Annotated in this window: 1 pseudogene; it reads right to left on the reverse strand. The window is 61.6% G+C overall.

Annotated features, from left to right (window positions below):
* Positions 1-47 precede the first annotated feature (47 nt).
* Positions 48-297, reverse strand: a pseudogene (locus KZZ04_RS18760) (hypothetical protein); the annotation flags it as partial.

A 297-nucleotide genomic window follows, 5' to 3' on the forward strand; every position in this document is an offset into this window, starting at 1 on the left:
TCTCTCCTGTCCATGTAAAAACGCCCGTCGGAGCGGGCGCAAAAGTGTCAGTTGCTGGCGGTTTTCTTGGTGGCGGCCTGCTGTTCCTGCAGGTCATAGGCACGCTTGATCAAGTACTGGTGCACGGCTTCGGCTTGCGGCAGGTCGAGATGCCCCTGGAACGACGGCATGCCATCGGGGATACGCGCGCCGTAGATGATGCCAAGGAAGCGGTCGTGGTTGTCCTTGCTCAGGGTGCGCAGGTCCGGCACTACACCGCCGCTGATGGCGTTGATGCCGTGGCATTGCGAGCAGCTG

The sequence above is a fragment of the Pseudoalteromonas sp. CR1 genome (assembly GCF_019392235.1).
In the GTDB taxonomy this organism is placed as follows: domain Bacteria; phylum Pseudomonadota; class Gammaproteobacteria; order Enterobacterales; family Alteromonadaceae; genus Pseudoalteromonas.